The following is a 21,030-nucleotide window of genomic DNA, read 5'->3' as shown; positions in this document are numbered from 1 at the left end:
TTAATCCTCTTCAATAGGTTGTACTTGATGAACGATATCCAAAATAGATCCATCACGGTATTCTATATAAGCAACAACTTTATCGGTAAATCGTAAAGGTTCTGCTACACCTACAATCTGTTCTGCTTTTTTTTGCAATTCTTCAATTGTAAAAACAGGGAGTTGTGGAATTGTTTTAAGAATCTCAATTAAATCTTGACGTTTTGGATTGATTGCAATACCAATTTCCGTTACTAAAACATCAATGCTTGCTCCTGGTGTGACTAGAGTCGTTACAGCATTTACTACTGTTGGTATTCTGCCACGTACCAACGGAGCTGATATGATTGTTAACTTAGCTGTGGCTGCATCTTGGTGTCCACCAATGGCACCTCTTAATACACCATCCGAACCAGTCATAACATTTACATTAAATTGCGTGTCAATTTCTAATGCAGATAAAATAGCCACATCTAATTTATTAACAACAGCGCCTTTATTACTTGGGTCAGCATAAAAAGAGGCATCGATTTCTTGTTGCTGTTCAAACCTTGACATCCCTTCAGCTGCACCTTTGTCGAAATCTTGAACATCTAAAACTTTTTCAACTAAACCTTTTTCTAATAAATCAATTGTTGGTTTAGTAATTCCTCCTAATGCAAAAGAGGCTTTAATATTTTTGGTTTCCATTTCGTTTGATAAATAACGAGTCACTGCCAGAGCTGCGCCTCCTGTTCCTGTTTGGAAAGAAAAACCATTTTTAAAATAGGGAGAATGAACGATAACTTCTTTTACCATTTCAGCTATTTTTAATTCTTTTGGATTTTTAGTAAAGCGAGTAGCTCCAGCACCAATTTTATCGGGATCGCCAATTGCTTGAACTTCTACTACATAATCTACTTGTGTTTGGGGAATACTTATTGGCGTATTTGGATATGGAACTAAATTATCTGTTAACAAGATGACTTTATCTGCATATTGTGCATCTATTTTAGCATAACCTAATGATCCAAAAACGGATTTGCCGTAAATTGCATTCGCATTACCGTAATTATCAGAAGTTGGTACCCCTAAAAAAGCTACATCTATTTTTAATTCACCACTTTCAATGGCTCGAGGGCGATTCCCATGAGACCTCAAAATAACAGGGTTTTCCATTCCCCCATTAGAAATAAATTCTCCAAGGCTACCACGCATTCCGCTACTTGTAATATGGGTTACAGTACCATCTTTAATACATTCTATTACCATATCATTCATGGTATTTGACAATGAACTTGGAGCCAAAGTAAGTCCTTTAATACCCATTTGACGAATTACTCCCATCACTTGATTGAAAACAAAATCGCCTTCTCTTAAATGGTGATGAAAAGAAATAGTCATACCATTTTTTAAGCCAGAATTTTCAACGGCTTCTTTAATGGAACTCGCAATTTTATTCATTTTATTTGGAACAGTTGTTACTTTAGGTGCCGTCCGTTGAATGGTCTCTGAAAATAATTCAACGCCTTGAAATTCTTTATTGTATCTTGATAAATTCTTTAGTGAAATCGTTCTTTTTTGTTCTTTATGCATGGATATTTCCCTCCTCATCAATCAATTGGGATGCTTTCGCTAGCATCAAAGTCCGTTGGGCTCGTTCAACAATTGGTTTATCAATCATTTTACCATTTAAAGAAATAACGCCTGAACCTTTTTCTTTTGCTTCTTCTATTGCCGATATGACGTCTAGTGCATGTTTAATTTCTTTAACTGTTGGTTGGAAAACACTATTAACTACTGGAATTTGTCTTGGATTTATACATGATTTTCCATCAAAGCCTAATTGGTGAATCAAACGTACTTCATCTAAAAAACCGTCCATACTATCTACATCAGAATAAACCGTATCAAACGCTGAAATACCTGCTGCACGAGCTGCATGAACAATCATGCTACGTGCAAAAAATAACTCTTTTCCATCTGGATATCGTTTGGTTTTCATATTTGTTACATAATCTTCTGCACCAATTGCAATCCCGATTAAACGATTCGAAGCTTTAGCTATCATTGGTGCATTTAAAACGCCAGCTGCACCTTCAATGGCTGCCATCATTAATGTGGTTCCCCTTGATATCTTAAAATAGTCCTCTGCTTCTGTAATCACGGTTTCGACCTCTTCCACATCTTCTGGGTAATCAGTTTTTGGCAAACGTATTACATGAACTCCTGCTCTAACCATTGCAAAAATATCAGCCCGACCAAACTCTGAATGTAAATCATTAATACGAACTACTAATTCTGTTTTTCCATAATCAATTGTTTGCAAAGCTTGTGCAACAAGCATTCTGGCACTGTCTTTTTCTGGTATTGATACAGCATCTTCTAAATCAAACATAATAGAATCTGCCCCGTAAATTCCTGCATCCTTAATCATTGCAGAATTATTTCCTGGTACAAACATCATCGTTCTTCTCAAGCGCTCTTTCATCATTTTACTAATCCCTCCCAAGGTGTTTCTTGGTGTTGAATTCCTAATGAACGGTGAATTGCAGTTTTTAATCGTGCAATGATAACACAATCCAAGGCACCTTTGTCTATTACTTTTAATTTAGCATTTGTAATTTGATAGTCATTTAATGTTGCAAGAATGACTTTTTTGATTTGTTTTCCAAATTGTTCAATAACTTGGCTATCTAAATCAATTTCTATTCCTTCTGCATTAGGTGTAATCATAATTTGTACATCACTTGATTCTAAAGTTCCTGCAATTGCTGTTTTTTCTATTTTCATTGTTTACTTAGCACTCCTTTTTGATTTCAAATAATTATATGTGGTTTTTGGTACCATATATTTAATTTTTTCTAAGGATCCCTCAAGAAAAGCTTCACGTACTTCAGAAGCAGAAATCACTTGATTACATTCTGTTTTTTTTCTTGGGAGAATGTCGACTCTCACTTCTGGTGGTAAAATTAGTTTTAATATCTTATTGTAAGAACTAGTCATAGGCGAGAGTGGTTCTTCTCCAACATATCTAGTCGTAATATTTAAATCAGGAGCAATTCTTTCTTTAAATAACATTGCATCGACAACCATTTGTTCTTTTGCTAACTCATCATCTTTACGTAAAAAATAGGTTGGAAAAGTCGCTGGGCTAATTATATAATCACCTCCTGAAACAATTGTTATATTCTCAAAATTTTTCAATCCTTGTTTCACTAAGTTGATTCTTTCTACTGTAGAAAAGAGGGTTTGTTCTTTTTCAAGAACAAATATATAGACCCAGTCATTGGCGAGAACAGCTTGTTCTACTAGATAAAAATGACCTAAAGTAAAGGGATTAGCATTCATTACAATAGCTGCTTTTTTTTTGCCTACACCTTGTGGTATTGTAAGCAAATATTGCTGAATAGACCAATTTCCCATTTCTAAAACCGCTATTTTTTCTGTTGATATAATCGATTCAAAGCCTAGATACTCAAAACTTTTTTGATACTGTCTTTTGGTGAAAACGAAATAATGAAAGATGCCTTGCTGGCTCATTTCTTCAATAATCGCCGATATTAATACATTCAGTGTGTGTCCAGACTCTTTATACTTATCGGATATAGCAACGTATTTAATTACATTCGTTTGATAAGATACTGTTCCTATTAATTCGTCATCCATAAACAATCCCAATGTTTTATCCAGTTCATGAAAAACTTCTTCTACCGGCTGTTCAATCCCTGATTGCATTAACAAAACTTGCCATTGTATTCTTACATAATTATTTTTTAAAAATAATTGACGGATGTCTGTTTGATTAAACACATTCACACGTCCTTTCTATAGACTATGACAACAATCCCATTAAAAAGATAGCAAATGTAACTGTCATTGCACCTCCCAAACGAACTGCAACTTGCGCAAACGGCATTAGTTCCATTCGGTTACCTGCAGCTAAGATAGCTAAAGCACCAGTTCCACCTTGGCCACTACAACATGAAACAGCAATTGCCGTGTCAACAGGATACATTTTTAAGACAACGGCCGCAATAAAAGCAATGATAACAATAGCAGCAACAGTAATAATAATAGTCAGGATAGTCGCCGGACTTTTAAAAACTTCAATAAGTTGTAGCCAATCTGTTTGTGCAACTCCTACACCAAATAATAAAGGTGGAGTGATTCCACGAACTGTAAATCCATATAATGAATTACCACCTTCTTCAATTTCTTTCGGGATAAAACCAAGCATTTTAGCACCCATTAAAGAAACCAACAAAATTACTGGAGACGGAATAACAAAACCAAAAGCTATTTTTAATAAATGTTCAACATAAACAGCAACAAAATATACAGTAATAGCTACAACACCTGCTACCAGCGTTTTCTCAATATCAATTGGTTTTTCTGTACCTTTTAAATTTTCTAAATGTTCGTCTTCGTTATCGATTAAATTTCCATGACCATTTAAGTGAGGATATTTTTCTCCAACTTTATTCAGTACTCCAGATAATAAAACTGCAACTAAACTACCTAACATAACACATGGCAAAATTTTACCAAAAATAGCATTTTGCCCCATACCTGCCATAGTAGCTGCATAACCAATTGATAAAGGCATGGCACCTTCACCTACACCACCTGCCATAATTGGTGCAACAATAAAAAAGTAAGTATTCCAAGCAGATAAACCAAAGAGCATCCCAACACTTACACCAATTAAAGAACTCAACACGTTACATAAAATCAAAATAAAAATAATGCGACTAGTTGCTTTAACTAATGTTTGCCGGTTCATTGAAGCGATGCTACCTACAACTAATAATGTAATGAAAAACATTAAAAAGTTATTATGGTTCATAAAATCAGAAACAACTTTCACAGTACTTTCTGGCAACCAATGTTTATAAACAAGAAATGCAGGTAAGAATGTAACAACTAAAACCTTTCCCCCGAGATTTTTTAAAACAGGGATATTTTTCCCTATTTTCTCTAATAGATAAGCGAAAACAGTCATGATGCCTAAGGCAACTAACATGTCATTTTTTGGCACGATATTTGCTACAGTTATAGCAATATAAGCCAGAGCCAAAATAATATAAAGAATTAAAGGAATAAACCCAATCTTAATCTTATTTAATTTTGTTAACATATGGCATTTCCTCTTTTTCCTTTATTTTTTGGACATAAGTTATTACTGTTTGTGAAACGGCGTCTACGACACCTCTATCGAAAACGTTAGGAATGAATTTTTCAGGCGTTGGATTTTTCACCATAGCTGCTATACTTTTGGCTATTTCGTATTGCAAAGATACATCAACCTTATTGGCCTTTGAAATCAATAAACCTTTAAAAAGGCCTGGAAAAACTAAGATATTATTGACTTGATTTGAAAATTTTGAAGAACCAGTGGCTATTAAATTCACACCAGCTTCTTTTGCTATGTCGGGCTCAATTTCCGGTAATGGATTTGCCAAAGCAAAGATAATGGGATTATTTCCCATTTTTTTGATCATTTCTGAAGTTAAAATATTTCCAACAGATAAACCAATAAATACATCTTGTCCAGCTATCGCATCATCCAACGTGCTTGCCTCTATCTTTGTTTTATTTATATGATTGAGCAATTCTCGCTGATATTTGTTTAGTGTCTGATCCTTTTTTTTCAAGACTCCTTGTTTATCAATCAACGTTAGGTTAGTAATGCCTGCAGCTATTAATAATCTAGCAGTAGCAACACCAGAAGCACCAATTCCGTTGATTACTATATGCAGATCAGACAATGATTTATTTTTTAACTTAGCTGCATTAATCAAAGCAGCTAAGACAATAATCGCTGTGCCTTCTTGATCATCATGATAAACAGGAATTGATAATTTTTCTTGAAGCTTTTCTTCAATTTCAAAGCACTTTGGCGCTGCAATATCTTCTAAATGTATTCCAGCAAAACTACTTTGTAAGTTTCCAATTGTCTGAACAATTTCATTCACTGACCTTTGTTCAATTGCTAAAGGAATAGCATCAACCTCGGCCAAGTCTTTATAAAGTAATGCTTTTCCTTCTACAATTGGTAAGCCTGCTTGAGCACCGACATTTCCTAATCCTAATACAGCTGAACCGTCCGTAATAATAGCCACTAGTTTACCACTAATCGTTAATTCTCGGGCCAAATTATGATTTTTTTCAATCATCAGACTAAGCTCTGCAACGCCAGGAGTATACATTTTAGCTAAGTCTTGGTTATTGTGAACAGATTCAGTTGTTGCTAATTTTAATACCCCTATGTTCTTTTTGTGTATATCTAAAACTTCGTCGAACATTCCTTCACCCCATTTTTTAAATTTACAAATTAATTTTAACATAAATTAAAAATAATTCAATTTTAATTTTAAAATATTGAAAAAAATTCATAATTATTTAAAAAATTTAAAAAAGACTTATTTAGATTTTTTTGATATAATTTAATCAAAGAATTTATTTTAAATACTTAGGAGGCTTATTATGAATATAGAATTTTCAAACTATGAATCATTACTTGTTAAGATTTGTGAAGATTATTTTCTTCATGATATTAATATTAGTGAAATAGCAAAAAAATATGGTCTTTCCCGCTATAAGGCTTTAAAATACATTGAAGATGCTCGTGAAAGACAATTGGTTAGTATTTCAATTAATTCTCCTTATGCAAGAAACTATGAATTAGAAAAAATTTTTAAACATTATTTTGAAAAAACAGATGTTTATATCTTAAAAAGCAACGAGGATTTGTCTGAGCACGATTTACTGTTTTCTAAATTTTCTGCTGATTATATTCAACAGTTTATAAAAGAAACGAATATTGTTGCATTGTCATGGGGTGACACTGTCTACAAAGTAATCGATCAATTTAAAATGAGTGCTCGTGAAGATTTAATTTTTACACAATTTATTGGAGAGATTGGAAAATATAATTCTCTTGCTGGATCTACACGTTTAGTTCAAAAAGCAGCAGAACGTTATGAATCTTCATATTTAACTTTGAGTATCCCTTTATATGTAATTAATGATACTGCTCGTGAATTGATGTCATTGGAACCTTCATTAGCGAATACACTAGTAACTGCTTCCCATGCTGATATGTTAATTTCTGGAATTGGAACTTTATCTTCAATTGATTCTATTGAACCATGGAGTAAGCATCGTAAGATTTTATTTCCCAACATTACTAATACGGTAGGATTCCTGTATGGCCGTCCATTTACTATTAATGGTAAATTCATCAAGGAAACTGATGATAAGACGTTTGGACTTTCTTTAAAAGAAATTTTTGACATTTCTAAACGAATTGGTATCTGTAAAAATAAATTTAAAGCTGAAGCTTGCTTAGGTGCACTAAATGGCGACTTTTTTACTGATTTATTTCTAGACGAAAAAACCGCTTGGAAAATTTTAGCTCTAATAAAAAAAAGAGGAACTCATTAAGTAATTAAGAGCTCTAACTCCTAGCTATAATTCGCTTATTTTAATTTTAGAAAATAATGTGTTTCACAAAAAGGCAGTTTATTTACTGAAGGATCATTGGTTAAAATTTTTTAATTTTTCCCAATCTCGCCCAATTAAAATACGTCTTCATAGAAAGGCTTGATATTGCTATTGATTCATACTAATGATTTAAAATAATAAAGATTAAATTAGCTCTGAGTTTTTCATTAAGGTTGACAATAACAAAAAAAAGAGTGCCAGACAAACGTAAAAAAAAAACTATTCCTCTAATAAAATTGATAGGCAGAAGAACCATGCATGCTTTCGTCAATCAGCGAAAATTCTGAAACTTTAAAAGTTATTTTTGCGATCTTCCACTGTTTTTTTAGTGTTTAGTCCTCCTCTTTCACCTACTGCTATGAATAATCACATACCATAGTATTAGTAAAATGTCTTACCATTCCTTAACTGTTTTAATCGTTTACATAGTAAACCCATTTTTTGAAAGTCTAAGTATCTTGGACTATCCATTACTGCAGCTTCGCATCTTATATAAACTTGATCATCAACATAGGTGTAGTTGAAGGTGGATATATACTAATAAAGTAGTCATATTTATTAATGGTATACTATCTATAAGTAGGCACAAAAATGAAAGGAAGTACTTTTATGCCCAATTACAAAATATACGATAAAAATTTTAAGAAAAGCTTGATTAATGTTTATCATGGAAGGAAAAATCAATCTAGTTTATGCAATGAATATGAAATTCCACAAACAACCATCTGACGATGAGTCAAACTCGATTCTGAAATCGAGGGATCAGGAGAGCTTCTTGCTGCTAAGCAAGCAAGTGAGAGAACTCCAAAAAACAAAAGTCTACTTTAGAAAAGGATAACCTTATCTAAAAAAACAATTGCCATATTCACGCCACACTTCACCAACTACTGAGAGCTATTTCCTTACTTCAATCAGAACACACTGTTTTTAAGTTATGTCGTATGCTAAAAGTCAATCGTAGTAAGTTTTATAAATATAACAACAGAAAACCTTCCGCTCGTTTTCTTGAAAATATAGAATTAAAATGGTTGATTCTTCAGATTTACACAGAAATAAACTATCGATTAGATGCTGCTAAAATACAAATTTTTTACAACGTGAACAGGGTATTTCAATTAGTATCGGCCGAATGTACCGTCTAATAAAATCAATGAACTTACCAAAAATGTCGATCGTAAAACCAAAATTCCTCTATCAAAAACCTACGGATTCTGTCATTTTCCACTCTGATAGAGGCCTTCGCTATCTGTCCCATCAGTTACGAAAAATTCAAGAATAACTAAGATTTTGCCCTCTTATTCCAAAATAGATTATCCACGGGATAATGCTGTAACTGAATCATTCTTCAAATGGATGAAACATGAAGAACTCAAACGCCATACACTTTCTTCATTAGAGGAAGGAAAACTAGCGTGCTTTGAATATCGAAGGTTTCTATAACCCTAGAAGTCCCCATTAAGCTATCGATATGCTTTCTCCGAATTTGAAAAAAGAAATCCATTAGCAATCACATTAAAAATATTTTTTCTGTCTACTTCATTGACATTTATCCAAAATGGATTTGAGTCAATATCTTGGACACATTTGAATTTTACTAGCGACGGTTATGTCATTTTTTCTTTTGCAACTCTTCAAACTCCTGTGGAGTTAGATAGTGAATCGAGCTGTAAATTCGATTACGGTTATAAAATCCTTCAATGTAGCTAAATAGTGCGTGATTTGCTTCTTCAAAATCTGAGTAACTAGTTGTGTAGACTTCTTCCTTCTTTAATGAGGTACGGAAAGATTCGATTCTGCATTATCATAAGACGTTCCTTTTCTACTATAGAACTGCCTTATTTTGTTGATTTCAAGCCATTTTTCTATTTCTCTTGCTGTGTACTGACTACCTAAGTCAGTGTGTAAAATTATTCCTTCTGGGATGTGATAATGTAGTTTTGCTTTATTTAACGTTTGAATGGCACAATCCACAGTCATTCTTTTTGAAAATGTGTAGCTACTAATTTTTTTCATGTGTAAATTCATGATTGCAGTTAAGTAACACCACCCATTTCTCACATATAGTTTGAGTAGAAAAATCCTGATTTAAAATGTTCTCTTTTGAAATAATTGCTTTAATAGACATTTGAGGTCTACATTTTTTTACTATAATCGGCCTTAAGTTTAATTGTTTCATTAGCTTTTGGACATGTTTAAGAGATACTAAAATCCCTTTTTTTAGCAACTCTTGATGGATTTCTGTTGCACAATAACGCTGTTTATTATCAAAAAAGGGCGTTGAAATCTTCTTTTTCAATTGGTTATTTCTGACTTCTGTAGCTGTTAACGATTTATTTTTATAAAAATAGTAGACCCTTCTAGGAATTTCTAATAACCGACACAACAAAGAAACCGTGTAATTCTTACACCATTTTTCAATCAATCGAATAAGTGACTTTAGGTCTTTCGAGAGAATATGGCTGTGACTTTTTTTTTATTATTTTAAGTTCCTCTTTCAAACGAGCATTTTCTTTTCTCAACTCAGCCGCGTCTTTTCCGGTCAGGCCTGTGGACTGATTTGGTAAATATAAATTTTTCTATTTGTAATTCGTTGCTTCAGATAAACCATATTCTTTCGCCAACTTTCGAACAGAATGTCCAGTTTGATTCAACTCAACAATCATCTGTTTTAAATTTTCTTCGTATCGGGTCATAAAATCCATACTCTCGTAAATAAGTTTAATTTATTTCTGTCTCTACGAAAAGATGTCTAAGATTTGATATTAACACCAGTATGTCTCGGAAAGGAACCTGTTTAGATAATTCTCCTATGGAGAATTTCTTCAGTATTCTAAAGCAAAAATTGTATTATGGAAAAGTTTATCAAAACCAAAATGAATTATAACAAGTCATTGATAACTATATTTATTATTATAATCACCACCGAATCAAAGAAAAACTTAACTGGAAAAGCCCAGTAGAATTTCGACAATTCAATCAAAAAACTGCATAAAAAATAAAGTGGAAAAATTCACTCTATAAAAAGTCTAACTTTTTGGGGTCACTACATTGGATGCGTCCCTTTTTTAGTTGATTTATTCAAATATTATAGTCTAAAATTGAGTTCAAGATAGCTTTGCAGTACTACCAAATTTTCACTTAACTGCGCAGCGCATTCAACTCTTCACGACAGTTTATTAGTGCTGTCAAAGTCGTATTGATTGGTGTAGGAATATGATGTACTTTTTTTGCTTCGCGATATAACCATTCAAATAGTCGATTTCAGTTAACCAATCCTTCGCCAATTCTTGGTACATCACCGTTTAATGCACACCATTTTCCCCCGGTTCAAACTGACTAATAATAAGACTAAGCGTGGCTCGCTTGTCAAATGGCACCTTCATTGCTTGTGCAACTTGCACAATTTCATCCAATGTCAGCATGGTCAGCTGACCACGAAATGTATATTGCCCAAATTAACCGACATTATTACTCTTTGTTCGTTCCTATAACAGGTGTGAGGGGGTAAATAATCGAAAAAAACAAATAAATTCAAAAAGATACACACTTAAACCTTGGGGGAAAAGTGTGTATCTGATACTGGTATTCAGTTTTAACTTTAATCACTTCGTACACAGGCATACTAGCTCCTCCATGTTGCCACTACACTAATAATCATTTGTCTTATTTAATAATCATCAATCAAAAAAGCCGATAACTTGAAGTATTTAATCTTTCAATTTATCGACTTTACGTCTTAGCATCTAGCTCTTTTATTATTATTGCTTTTATTTATTTGACATCAATCAAACTCTCATTTTTGCATTTCTGACAAAGCAAAGGGAAGTTCTTTAGTTCTGTATTTTCTCGAATTTTGTTCCGAGTTTTATTCTTACAAATAGGACAATATATCAATACATCCCATTTACTATTTAATTTTCTGCTCCTTTAGATCATCTTTTATGCGAACCAAAAGATTCAAATAGATATATCCCTAAAACAGCATTAAAGCATGTTGCGGAAAATACACTAAATCTTTCAAAAATACCAAAATATGTTACAGGAACAGAAGACACACCAATTCCACCAATAAGCATAAATATGAATGCTAAAGTTGCCCATATTGCTAAAGAACGATACTGCTTACCGCGATATCCACCAGTCATTATGAAAACGAGTGATACTATTGATAACAGGACAACTAACACTGTTACTACATATGTGTGCATTATGTCTTGAAATGTGCCTGCATAACCACTATCAGATAGAGGAAACAAGCTATATCCAATAGCTGAAATCCAATTCATTACTGCAAACAAATAAATTCCTATTCTAAGTGTTTTATTAAGTTTTCCTTGGATAAATACGCAAACTAAAGTAATGCTTACTATACCACAGACACTATATAAACATGATAATTGATTCCAAAGATTTCTGGAGGGGGAATTAATTGCACTCAAATCACTAACAGCTTGTGACATCCAATTATAGTTTGGATAAGCAAGTGGTGAAAAAACAACAGCTATTGTATAGGAAATCAAGCTGACTACTCCTAGCAAACCTAAATAGTTAATTAATTCTCTTTTTTTATTCATTTAAATCTATCTCCGTTTTATAAATATGATTAAATTATTTGATCAAGATTGACTGAAGCTAATTAAATTCAATTTCAACAATTAAATCTTTTGTCTATTCCTTTACGTAAAAAACATTAAGTCCCGTCTCCTTCTTTACTTTAATTCTTATCTTTTTTCTTTCCTAAATAATAGAATAGCGTACACAACATCACAATGAGTAAAACAATACCGCCGTAAAGCACCCACCGTTTCCATGAATATTCGGTATGATCAACGGAAGTATTATTGTATTTTTTGGCTTCACTGGCTCTGATCGTAAAGTCTTTTGAGAATTTCCATTCCCCATTCGCATTTTTTAACCGAATTGTATAGGTATAGTCGCCAGCTTTAAAGGATTGATCAAGAGCTAATGGTAAGTTAAATGCACTGTTAGGGGCAATACTAAGATTTTTACTCGTTTTTTTGATTATTGGAGTTGATTGGCCCTTCTTAGTGACCACAAAGGTCCCTTCCAATTGTGTTAATAACTTGGGTTCTAGATTGCGTAAAGCCATCGACACTTGGTTGTGTAAATTGTCTTGACCGATCGTCACGTTACCACCAATCAATTTTGTGGGAATGATTTGATCTGTTTGATCGACACGAATTGCTAAGGTATGTGTAAAGACATTTTGAATTCCTTTCCCTTGTTTATTCTCCTGGATTGGACGAACCACCACCCCACCCAACAAAATTCCTGCTAAAGGTTGATTGGGCATCGTCAAATGAAAACTAACTGTTTGTGATTGGTTCGCCGGGATCGTCACTTTTGGCGCATCGATCGTGATCAGATCCTTGATTGCGACTGTCATGGAGGGATCTTTAGGGAAATCCGTCTTCGTATAATCTACGATTCCGTTCCGATTTGTCGTAGCTGTATTCACTATGACCTGAAAGGTTTGTGGTTGTTTTGCTTGATTGGTGATTGTTAATTGAAAGGTATCGGTTTGTTTAGGCTGCAACCTCATATCATAAAAATTTGTCGTTTCTTTCTTTTGCGTTGCCCCAAAACTAGGAGAAACACTATAGTTATTTGCTTGTTCTGTAGAAGAATCGGTTTGTGCTTGAACTTGATCCTGCGGGAAGATTCCTACAAAGAAAAGAACGACTAAAAAATATAGAATTTTTGTTTTTTTTGATCTCATTAGTTTCACCTCGAATGAAAAGAACCATTCTCGCTAGAGAATGGCTCTCTCTTTTTTATTTTTCTGTATCTATGCTGGCGCTCCCTCAACCGCATTCCATACAATCGTTGCTGTGTAACTTGCTGCACGAGTGTTTTTCGGAACTGTAATGGTTGGATTTAAGGTAAGCGTCGTATCTGGATTGTTTAGATCTGCTGTAGTAAGGGTATAAATCGTTGCAGCATCAGTTCCTAAATCGGTAGGGGCTGCAATACCACCTTGATCCGAAGAAGGATTGACATGCAGCGTCATTCCGTTACCAAGTGATTTTTCCTTTGTTTCATAGTTTGCTTGTAAATACCAACCGTCTGTTTTTCCACGGTAGTCATGGACGTTTAACGCAGGCACTTTTGGATCCACTGGTTTAGCTATTTGGTCTTTCCCATTCAATGTAATGGCTTCAAAATCGATTTTTCCTAGCTCATCGATGTTCAATCCACCCCCACTGACTGTGATATTAGCGTCAGTTTTGTTGGTATCTACAGCATGAACTGGGGTTTGGATAAACAATGTCATCCCCATTAATCCGCCTAATAGTGCTGTGCTTACAATGATTTTCTTCATAATAACTGCCTTCTTTCCATTTTATGTTTGTAAAAGAGATAACGTATTACTACTAGTAGACACAGCAATATTCCTACTGGTTGCCACCACCAAGGAGAGAATTCCTCATTGGTTTTAGGATAGTGAGAATACTGTGTATTCGTTGTTTGCGGGTGGCAACGAATACTTGCTTGTGACAGTGAACCTGGAATCACCTGATTCGCATCGGGAACCACCGGTGGTGCTTCTTTGATTGTAATCGCTACGTCTGTCTGTGTAGAGGCAGCCGAAACCTTTTGTTCTGAAATCCCCCAAAAGCTGCCGATTCCTATAATAATTAAAAGACTATAAACCACACGTTTCATCTGAGGTCTCCTTTCTTCTATTCTAGCGATCTTATTAGACGATAGACTTGAGTGTTAACTAGGCCCTTGCTGGATCGTCCAATCAATAGTTGTTGAATAGTCTTTTGCGACGAGTGCTGCTGATGCTGGTGGCACTGTAAGTTCTGGTGCAAGATCAAGGTCAACGATAGTCGCCGCTTGTTTTTCACTTTCATCAAATTGCGTAATTATCGGGGCTGGATCAGAACTTACATGTACTTCCGTTGTTTTAACATATATTTGTGTAGTGGTAGGGGTTATTTTCAGTGATAGTCCTATATTTTGCCAATCATCATCGGGTGTTTCGTAAGAAACAAGTAATTGTGTACCAATATCATTTTTTGGCAACGCATCTGTTAAAGATAGGCTTGATTTTCCAGTAGATATTACTGTCTGTTTTTCCCCCGAAATTTGTACCTTTGGGAAAGAGAACGTATCCGCTACTTCATTGATATACATACCTGTTGGTTGCCAAACATACTGGTCCGCGTCTGTTTCACCATTATATTTTGTCGTAAGCTCGTCACTCGTCCAAAGGTTTTCTCCTAAAGGCTTTTGTGGCGTTCCTATGCTAACGTTCCGCCATTTTCCACTAAATTTCTCGTCATTAGATGGTTCAGGAAATTCCGTGTGTGTAGACGCAAATTTAAATGTTTTTCCAAGTGTAAGAGATTGGAGCTTTATTGCATCTGAAAACATAGAATCCATATTCGTTACCTTTCTAGTATCAAAATTGGTAAGATTTAAACTAGTAAGTGAACTTGTCCCAGAAAACATAGAAGCCATAGAAACAACGTTTCTAGTATCAAAACTACTTAAATCTAAATTAGTTAGTGAGCTAGCATTTGAAAACATGCGCCACATACTAACCATGTTTTTAGTATCTAGATTTTTTAATCCTTCAATTGTTATCATGTTATTTAAATTACCAAATAATCCAGTACTTCCAGAAGAAGCAGTTGGGGCAGTTGCAGCTTCTGTAAAATCTATTTTTAGTATATCTGCCGGGTCAATTGTCCCATTTCTATATGGTGCTAAATTACTATTTTTTAAATCTCCTTTTTTTACTGTTAGAGTTCTAGTTGATTTGTCCCATTTATAAGGCGCGGTCCCCCAGAGTCCTACATCTTTTGGCTGCCAGATATAGGTGCCTGCATCTTTATTTCCGTCATAGTTGCTCATAAATTCGTTTGAAGTCCAGTTATTAGGACCCGTTGGAAAAGTCGCTGTTCCGTTACCAATATTCTGCCACTTGCCTGTGTAACCATCATTTATTTGTATTGATGGAAGACCTGCATCCGGTAAAAATTTAAATGATTTTCCAAGGGTAAGTGATTTAAGATTCGATGTACCATAAAACATATTTCCCATTTTAGTGACACTATTCATATTAAAATTACTTATATCTAAACTAGTTAGTGAATTATTTTTATAAAACATCCCCCACATTTCAGTAACTTGACTCGTATCAAAATTATTTCCAAATTTTAAATTATTCAATTTTGGTGAATTAGCAAACATATTTACCATGCTAGTGACATTTCTAGTATTTAAATATGTCAGTCCATCTATAGATGTTATATTTGGTAAACTATCAAATAATCCCTTATTATCGGCAGTAGGTTCAGGTGGAGCAATTACAGGTCCTGTAAAATCAATTTCTTTAACATCGTTTGGTTCAATAGTACCATTTCTATATGGCGCTAAACCACCATCTTTTAAATCTCCTTCTTTTACTATTAATGTTCCAGTTGATTTATCCCACTTGTAAGGTGCCGTTCCCCAGTTATTTAATCCCGTTGGTTGCCAGACGTAGGTACCTGCATCTTTACTCCCGTCGTAGTTGCTCATAAAGTCATTTGAAGTCCAGCTATTAGAACCAGTTGGAAAAGTCTCTGTGCCGTTATCTATATTTTGCCACTCACCTGTGTAATCATCATTTATTTGTATTGATGGAAGACCTGCGCCCGATAAAAATTTGAATTTTTTGCCAAGAGTGAGTGAATTAAGCTTGAATGTGCCATAAAACATATTATTCATACTTGTTACTCGTTCTGTATCAAAAGAACTTAAATTTAAATTAGCTAGTGAACTTGCACTATAAAAAATTGAGTCCATATTAGTAACATTGCGAGTATCGAAAGAACTTAAATCTAAACTAGTGAGAGAGCTTGTACCACTAAACATGGCTGTCATATTTGTTACCTTTGCTGTATCAAATTGACTTAAATCTAAGCTAGTAAGTGAGCTTGCGTTTCTAAACATTCGAGACATATTAGTGACGCTCATAGTGTCTAAATTTGTTAATCCTTTGATAGTTTTCATGTTGCTCAAGCCCTCAAATAATCCCTCAGTCCTAATACCTAAATAAGAAGTGAGTGGAGCGGTTACAGCCGCTGTAAAATCAATTTTTAGTATATCTGTTGGATCAATTGTTCCGTTTCTATATGGAGCTAATTCCCCATCTTTTAAATCTCCTTCTTTTACTGTAAGTGTTCCATTCGAAGGATTCCATTCATAATTGGCAGTTCCCCACATTCCAGTTAGTGAATCTGTTTCTTGTCTTTCTAGTTTCATTTGTGGTAGCGTTTGCTTCGCTTTAGTACTATCGCTAGAACTATCTTTTGAAGTTTGCAGTGTTGGTGAATCTTTGGCTTGTGAAGAAAATCCCGTATCACTAGTTTCTGTTGAACTCTCAGTATAATGTTCTCTCGAAAAACTATTTTCTTGATCTTTATGGTCTGAAGAAATAGTAAAGGAAGATGTTTCAGTCTTTTGTGTGGTTTCTTCCGTATTATTAAAGCTAGTAGTAGGCATCGAATTTGATAAAGGTCTAACGACTGTATTCAATACACTCTACGATGTCAAATTAGAAGAATCTTTTTTTGGGAATTCTAAAGCAAGAGCAGATTGAGATGAATGAAAAGCACCCAATAAAATTATAATTCCTATAAATAAACGATTTTTTTCAAAAAAATCCCCCTTTGCGTACTATACTATTTATTTAATTTTAAGTCCAATACGTCACGTGATTAAACTACCGATTGTTCATAAAAACAACACAAAACGCACTATAAAAGTTTCATTTATATTTTTCGTGTAGTAAAGGGAGTATACGGTTCATCGTTAACCCCACTTATAATACGCCTATCTAACAAGAAGATTATATTTCTTGTAAAGTTATAAACTTATTTTAATTTAATGACTATAAAACAAATCAAAAAAACACAGTTGTAAGAATAACTATATTGAGATAATGGTGCCCCTGAGTATCTATGTTACGTAATAAAGATACAAAACCTAACTATGCAACTGTAAAACTATTAAAAAATAATTTAGCTAACAAAGATACGTGTTTACTAATAAGGCTCTTTATAGAAAGTAAGGTGTTCGTAAAACAGATAATAAAGTGCAAAAAAATTGCTTTCTTTTGGACTTTTCTTATTTGCAATAAAATTAAGATATTAATAAGAATTTCAGCTTAAATCTAAGAAAAAAATAAGTCTCATGATTCATGTAGTGACCCCCAAAAGTTAGACCTGAAAGCCTAGCTTTTGGAGGTAGGTAGCTCATCGTAAACTTTTAAATAAAACGATTTCTATAATTTTGTATAAATCGTTTTCCTTTATTTGTTAACTTAAAGTTTCCTTCCAAATATCCATCATTCCTGAGTTTATCTAGCATTTCACTCACAGATGATGGAGTAACATTTAGGACTTTTGCTAAATCATTGTTTTTAATTTCTTTTCCTCTGTTAGATAGTTTCTGTATTACTAATAAATAAATGAGTATTGTCGTTTGTCTGGCTTTCACCATACTTTATCCCTCCAATTTATTTAGAGAGTCCCTCGGAAATTTTATCAAGGTTCCACTTCATCATTGCATAATAACTATCTCCATTTTGTCCTTTTTCAGCAATAGAGTCTGTAAAGATAGTTGAATAAATCGGGATGCCTGTATCTTTAGATACTGTTTTCATTGGTCTATCGTCTACACTGCTCTCTACAAACAGTGAAGGAACTTCTGTAGCACGTAGCTTCTCCACTAAATTTTTTATTTGATCTGGAGTCCCCTCCTCTTCAGTGTTAATTTCCCAAATATAAGCAGATGAAACGTCATATGCCTTAGAAAAATACTTAAAGCACCCTTCACTTGTTACAATCATTTTTTTGTTTTTAGGAATTTTAGCAAATTTAGATTTTGCTTCTTTATCTAAAGAATCCAACTTTTCAATATACATATTTAGATTTTTCTTATAGAAATCTTTATTATCGGGGTCTTTTTCTGCTAAACGCTTTTCAATATTTTTGGCATAAATAATCCCATTTTCTAAATTTAGCCATGCATGGGGATCTTCTTTTCCTTTTTCGTTCTGTCCTTCTAAATATATAATATCCACTCCGTTGCTAACTGCAAAGTAGTCTTTATTTTCCTTTTTATTAGCATTCTTCACTAGTTTTGTAAACCAAGCATTTCCACCAGTTTCTAAATTTATACCATTATAAAAAATCAAGTCAGCTTTAGAAGTTTTTTGGACATCCTCTGGTAAAGGCTCATATTCGTGGGGGTCTTTACCAACCGGTACTATACTGTGTAATTCAATTTTATCTCCAGCAATATTTTCAGTAATATCAGAAATAATGGAATTTGTAGATACAACTTTTAATTTTCCTTGACTTTCATGCGATTGCTTATCACTGTTGTTTGTTGAACATGCTCCTAACACAAAAATACCTATCAATATACTAAAACTCAGTAAAGTTTTCTTCCATTCTTTTATCATTAATTAATCACTCTCTTTCTTAAAAATTTTTGTTTAGGTGAAATTAAAAAACTAATAGCGAAAAATCCCGCTGATGTGAGAACAATACTAGAACCCACCGCGATATTAAAACTATATCCAATAAATAATCCTAATAGAGATGAAAATGCTCCCAATATCGATGATATAAAAATCATCGTTGATAAACTAGTCGCATATAGATAGGCTGTAGCCGCTGGAGTTATAAGCATAGCAACAATTAATATCGTTCCAACACTTTGCATTGCAGTCACAGCGACTATGGTAAGTAACACCATTAATAGATAATGATAAAAATTCACATTCCTCCCCATAGCTTTTGCCATCAAAGGATCAAAAGAAGTAATCAGTAATTCTTTAAAAAATAAAAAGACAACAATTAACACGACTATTGAAACCCCTATTGTGATCCACTTGTCTATATCTTGTACTGCCAAAATGTTTCCGAATAGAATATGAAATAAATCTGTTGAACTATTAGCAACGCCAATGAGAATGACTCCCAAAGCTAAAAAGGAACTGAAAGTTATTCCAATAGCTGTGTCTCCTTTTATAATACTGTTTCCTTTTATAAAGGTAATAATTATAGAAGCAAACAATCCAAACAAGATTGCTCCTATAAAAAAATTAATCTCCAAAATATAAGAAATAGCAACTCCCGGTAATACAGCGTGTGAAATTGCATCCCCCATAAGTGACATCCCTCTTAAAATAATAAAGCATCCTACAGTTCCAGAAACAATTCCAATAACTACAGAGGTAATTAACGCATTTTGTAAAAAGTGAAAGTCATAAAGACCGTTAATGAAATTTTGAATCATACTACATCTCCTTCCCTATAAATATCGCATCTCCGTATGCTTTTTTTAGATTCAATTCATTAAAAACATTATCAACACTCCCTTGAGCAATTAAATTTTTATTTAATATTAAAACATTGTCAAAATAATCTTTTGCCTTACTTAAATCATGATGAACAATCAAAATAGTTTTACCTTGTTTTTTTAATTGTTTAAGGGTATCCATAATTATTTTTTCGCTTACTGAATCTATTCCAGCAAAAGGTTCGTCTAAAAATATATAATCGGCTTCTTGCACTAAACACCTTGCCACGAGTACCCTTTGAAATTGACCACCGGATAATTCTCCTATTTGTAGGTCTGAATATTCTGATAAATTCACTTTCTGTAATGCCTCTTTAACTTTCCACCATTCTTTACTTTTAACTCTTTGAAAAGATTTCATTTTAGCATAAGTTCCTAAAGAAACGCACTCCTTCACTTTTATCGGAAAGGTAGGATCAAGTGCCGCCTTTTGCTCAACATACGCAACTTTCTTTAATATTTTTTTACTATCGTTATTATCAATTAATATTGTCCCTTCGTGAGGAATAATATTTAGTATAGCTTTAATAAAGGTTGATTTCCCGGCACCGTTTGGACCAATAATCCCTGTAATTTCTCCTCTGTTTATTTCAAGTGAAATATTTTCTAAAGCTAAAAAATTATTATAAAAAACATTGAGTCCGCTAATTTCCAGCATAGTATTCTCCTTCAAATCTGTTATATTTTTAATTTATTTTAGGATAGCCTAAAATTTAATTAAGGTCAAGTTTAACTTTTTTAATTGCTATTATTTTTTTAATGCTTCGTTTGAAAGTCCACTAAACTAACAAAAGTAGTCAAAGTTTATTTTTGTATCTCGGCAAAGAATAATGATCTTGCATAATGCATATGACAAATGCAGTCTTCTATTTATAATACATCTCAATAATTATTATTTTTTTTCAATAAAATTTAAAAAAATAATGTTGTAATAACTACAAGAAATTAAAATGGTAGATTGAAAATGTATTTATTATTAATAAATATCATCGAGCCAAGGAAAACCCTAACAGATAAAGGTCTATAGACATTAGACAAAAAGATAAAGTAAAGCGAGAATCTGTATTATTCCAAAACATTCATTATACGTAGTATTTAAAAATGCCATTGTAAAACTAGTGTCTAAAGAAAGATTTGCTGTAAAAGAAGTTAGTTTACAGCTAGAAGTTCACG

At 33.4% G+C, this 21,030-nt stretch carries 20 protein-coding genes and 1 pseudogene; 2 read left to right on the top strand and 19 right to left on the bottom strand.

Annotated features, from left to right (window positions below):
* Genes citF through IGI63_RS14150 form a run of 6 tightly spaced genes read right to left on the bottom strand, consistent with a single transcriptional unit; the run spans nt 1 to nt 6,266 of the window.
* On the bottom strand, nt 1-1,554 hold the full coding sequence (gene citF, locus IGI63_RS14175) for a citrate lyase subunit alpha (protein ID WP_429976029.1): 1,554 nt from the start codon (nt 1,552-1,554) through the stop codon (nt 1-3).
* Complete coding sequence (gene citE / locus IGI63_RS14170) at nt 1,547-2,452, bottom strand: citrate (pro-3S)-lyase subunit beta (RefSeq protein ID WP_429976028.1); 906 nt, start codon at nt 2,450-2,452, stop codon at nt 1,547-1,549. Before citE ends, citF begins: the two co-directional genes overlap by 8 nt.
* Complete coding sequence (gene citD / locus IGI63_RS14165; protein ID WP_429976027.1) at nt 2,449-2,751, bottom strand: citrate lyase acyl carrier protein; 303 nt, start codon at nt 2,749-2,751, stop codon at nt 2,449-2,451. Before citD ends, citE begins: the two co-directional genes overlap by 4 nt.
* Nucleotides 2,752-2,754: 3 nt before the next feature.
* Nucleotides 2,755-3,771, bottom strand: a complete 1,017-nt coding sequence (citC, locus tag IGI63_RS14160; protein ID WP_429976026.1) for a [citrate (pro-3S)-lyase] ligase — start codon at nt 3,769-3,771, stop codon at nt 2,755-2,757.
* A 22-nt stretch (nt 3,772-3,793) separates the two neighbouring features.
* Nucleotides 3,794-5,098: a 2-hydroxycarboxylate transporter family protein gene (locus IGI63_RS14155; RefSeq protein ID WP_429976025.1), complete on the bottom strand. Its 1,305-nt coding sequence runs from the start codon at nt 5,096-5,098 to the stop codon at nt 3,794-3,796.
* Complete coding sequence (locus tag IGI63_RS14150; protein WP_429976024.1) at nt 5,079-6,266, bottom strand: NAD(P)-dependent malic enzyme; 1,188 nt, start codon at nt 6,264-6,266, stop codon at nt 5,079-5,081. The genes IGI63_RS14155 and IGI63_RS14150 overlap by 20 nt, the downstream gene beginning before the upstream one ends.
* A 181-nt stretch (nt 6,267-6,447) precedes the next feature.
* Between IGI63_RS14150 and IGI63_RS14145 the strand changes: the two genes are divergently transcribed.
* Nucleotides 6,448-7,407, top strand: a complete 960-nt coding sequence (locus IGI63_RS14145; RefSeq protein ID WP_429976023.1) for a sugar-binding transcriptional regulator — start codon at nt 6,448-6,450, stop codon at nt 7,405-7,407.
* A 1,669-nt stretch (nt 7,408-9,076) separates the two neighbouring features.
* Here the strand turns inward: IGI63_RS14145 and IGI63_RS14140 are convergent.
* Genes IGI63_RS14140 through IGI63_RS14130 form a run of 3 tightly spaced genes read right to left on the bottom strand, consistent with a single transcriptional unit; the run spans nt 9,077 to nt 9,763 of the window.
* Entirely contained in the window at nt 9,077-9,259 is a 183-nt protein-coding gene (locus IGI63_RS14140; protein WP_429976296.1) for an IS3 family transposase, read from the bottom strand.
* Nucleotides 9,235-9,480, bottom strand: coding sequence for a DDE-type integrase/transposase/recombinase (locus tag IGI63_RS14135; protein ID WP_429976022.1), 246 nt, complete (start codon nt 9,478-9,480; stop codon nt 9,235-9,237). Before IGI63_RS14135 ends, IGI63_RS14140 begins: the two co-directional genes overlap by 25 nt.
* Nucleotides 9,467-9,763 carry an IS3 family transposase gene (locus IGI63_RS14130; protein WP_429976021.1) on the bottom strand — a complete coding sequence of 99 codons (297 nt, stop codon included), beginning with the start codon at nt 9,761-9,763 and terminating at the stop codon, nt 9,467-9,469. Before IGI63_RS14130 ends, IGI63_RS14135 begins: the two co-directional genes overlap by 14 nt.
* Nucleotides 9,764-10,222: 459 nt before the next feature.
* On the opposite strand from IGI63_RS14130, the pseudogene IGI63_RS14125 reads away from it, so the two are divergent.
* Nucleotides 10,223-10,459, top strand: a pseudogene (locus IGI63_RS14125) (IS3 family transposase); the annotation flags it as partial.
* Between the two features lie 779 nt (nt 10,460-11,238).
* Here IGI63_RS14125 and IGI63_RS14120 read toward each other — a convergent pair.
* The 10 genes from IGI63_RS14120 to IGI63_RS14075 form a co-directional block, all read right to left on the bottom strand.
* Complete coding sequence (locus tag IGI63_RS14120; RefSeq protein WP_429976020.1) at nt 11,239-11,361, bottom strand: cysteine-rich KTR domain-containing protein; 123 nt, start codon at nt 11,359-11,361, stop codon at nt 11,239-11,241.
* Between the two features lie 38 nt (nt 11,362-11,399).
* On the bottom strand, nt 11,400-12,041 hold the full coding sequence (locus IGI63_RS14115) for a DUF998 domain-containing protein (RefSeq protein WP_429976019.1): 642 nt from the start codon (nt 12,039-12,041) through the stop codon (nt 11,400-11,402).
* A 140-nt stretch (nt 12,042-12,181) separates the two neighbouring features.
* Nucleotides 12,182-13,207 (bottom strand): DUF916 and DUF3324 domain-containing protein, encoded by a 1,026-nt coding sequence (locus IGI63_RS14110; protein WP_429976018.1) that lies wholly within the window; start codon nt 13,205-13,207, stop codon nt 12,182-12,184.
* 69 nt (nt 13,208-13,276) lie between these two features.
* The gene (locus IGI63_RS14105; protein WP_429976017.1) at nt 13,277-13,810 is read right to left on the bottom strand and encodes a hypothetical protein; all 534 of its coding nucleotides are present in this window, start codon (nt 13,808-13,810) and stop codon (nt 13,277-13,279) included.
* Nucleotides 13,807-14,154, bottom strand: a complete 348-nt coding sequence (locus IGI63_RS14100) for a hypothetical protein (protein ID WP_429976016.1) — start codon at nt 14,152-14,154, stop codon at nt 13,807-13,809. Before IGI63_RS14100 ends, IGI63_RS14105 begins: the two co-directional genes overlap by 4 nt.
* 54 nt (nt 14,155-14,208) lie before the next feature.
* Nucleotides 14,209-17,022, bottom strand: coding sequence for a BspA family leucine-rich repeat surface protein (locus IGI63_RS14095; protein WP_429976015.1), 2,814 nt, complete (start codon nt 17,020-17,022; stop codon nt 14,209-14,211).
* Nucleotides 17,023-17,754: 732 nt separating this feature from the next.
* Nucleotides 17,755-17,988 carry a metal-dependent transcriptional regulator gene (locus IGI63_RS14090; protein WP_429976014.1) on the bottom strand — a complete coding sequence of 78 codons (234 nt, stop codon included), beginning with the start codon at nt 17,986-17,988 and terminating at the stop codon, nt 17,755-17,757.
* Nucleotides 17,989-18,004: 16 nt separating this feature from the next.
* Nucleotides 18,005-18,955 (bottom strand): metal ABC transporter substrate-binding lipoprotein, encoded by a 951-nt coding sequence (locus IGI63_RS14085; RefSeq protein WP_429976013.1) that lies wholly within the window; start codon nt 18,953-18,955, stop codon nt 18,005-18,007.
* Nucleotides 18,955-19,794, bottom strand: a complete 840-nt coding sequence (locus tag IGI63_RS14080) for a metal ABC transporter permease subunit (protein WP_429976012.1) — start codon at nt 19,792-19,794, stop codon at nt 18,955-18,957. The genes IGI63_RS14085 and IGI63_RS14080 overlap by 1 nt, the downstream gene beginning before the upstream one ends.
* A 1-nt stretch (nt 19,795) precedes the next feature.
* A complete protein-coding gene (locus IGI63_RS14075; protein ID WP_429976011.1) occupies nt 19,796-20,515 on the bottom strand; it encodes a metal ABC transporter ATP-binding protein in 720 nt (239 codons plus the stop codon).
* Between the last annotated feature and the right edge of the window lie 515 nt (nt 20,516-21,030).

It is taken from the genome of Enterococcus sp. DIV0086, from assembly GCF_050498705.1.
Taxonomy (GTDB): domain Bacteria; phylum Bacillota; class Bacilli; order Lactobacillales; family Enterococcaceae; genus Enterococcus; species Enterococcus faecalis.
Note: the sequence above shows the minus strand (reverse complement) of the source record. Positions and strands in the feature narration are given on the sequence as shown.